Raw genomic sequence first — 1,432 nt, 5'->3', positions numbered from 1 at the left:
CGGTCATCCGCCGCACGTGGCCGCCTGCCCGCCGGCGCACCCGATCGACCCGTCGCGCACCGGTGCGACGGCCGAGCGGGTGCTGCGCCAGCTGAGCCGGGACCGGCGCACATTGGCGCTGGTCCTCCTGCTCCCGCCGGTGCTCCTGCTGACGCTGCGGCTGCTGTTCCACCGCTCGCCCGCAACGTTCGACCGGGCCGGTCCCGCGCTGCTCGGGATCTTCCCGCTGATGACGATGTTCTTCGTCACCTCCGTCGCGATGCTGCGCGAGCGGACGTCCGGGACGCTCGAACGGCTGCTGACCACCCCCGTCGGCCGGGGTGACCTGCTCGTCGGCTACGGCCTGGCGTTCGCCGTGATCGCCGCGGCGCAGGCGGCGCTGGCCACCGCCCTGACGGTCGGCCCGCTCGGCCTGACCGTCCGCGGGTCGGCGGCGCTGCTGTTCGTGGCGGCGATCCTCAGCTCGTTGCTGGGGACGGCGCTCGGGCTGTGGATGAGCGCGTTCGCCCGCACCGAGTTCGAGGCCGTGCAGCTCATCCCGGCCGCGTTGATCCCGCAGTTCATGCTGTGCGGCATCCTGGTACCGCGGCACACCATGCTGCCGGCGCTGGACCGGCTTGCCACCGTCATGCCGATGACGTATGTCGTCGACGCGATGGCGCGGCTGACCACGATGCGCAACGTCGATCGCTGGCTGGCCCGGGACATCACGATCGTGACCGGCTGCACTCTGGCTGCCCTCGGTCTCGCCGCCGTGACACTGCGCCGCCGCCATCCCTGATGCACCGCCCGCCGGCGCCGTCCGTCCAGAAGGACACCAACGATCGCCGGATGCCCTGCGGTTGTTAGGATCTGGGTGCCCCCGCGCGGGGTCACCCGCGTCCTCGTGGGAGATCCCGCGGCGCGCGTGCGCCCAACCCGCTGGCGGGCGTCGCTGCCCGATAGCACCCTTCGGCGCGGGCAGGTCCGGCCGGCCCCGCCCGGGTGGGCAACCTTGCCCGAGCTACCATCCAAGTGCCAGCTGCCAAGCCGGTGATGTCACGGCGTATGCCCGGAATACGCGTGCGGACGACCTCGCGATCGTCCGGGTGGTACCGCCGGCCCAACTCGGACAGATACGGCAGGGAGGACGGTCGGCGGTGGATGGATGAGTCCGGCCACGGATCGTCATCCGACAACGATCAGCGCGATCGTGCTGTCCGGCGGCCGGTGATGACCGGACCCGACCGGGCCGCCCCCGCGCAGCCGCCCCGGCCCACCGACCCCCCGCCGCAGCGCGGCCCGGCACCCGCCGATCACGGCACACCCTCCGCCGGCGCCCCGGACGGTGCTGGCCACCCTGAGGGTGCGCCACCACGACCCGCAGCGGGGCCGACCCGACCCGTGCCAGCTCTCCCCGGGCCGGTGCCGAATCCGCCGCCAGTGCCTGGGC

The 1,432-nt window shown here is 73.6% G+C and carries 1 protein-coding gene; it reads left to right on the top strand.

What is annotated here, in order from left to right; all coding sequences use genetic code 11:
* Nucleotides 1-781 (top strand): ABC transporter permease (locus tag MXD58_RS27540; RefSeq protein WP_250610980.1); only part of this gene is annotated, 781 nt, incomplete at its 5' end.
* Nucleotides 782-1,432 lie beyond the last annotated feature (651 nt).

Origin of the sequence: Frankia sp. AgKG'84/4 (assembly GCF_023242965.2) — a bacterium.
Lineage (GTDB): Bacteria > Actinomycetota > Actinomycetes > Frankiales > Frankiaceae > Frankia.
Note: the sequence above shows the minus strand (reverse complement) of the source record. Positions and strands in the feature narration are given on the sequence as shown.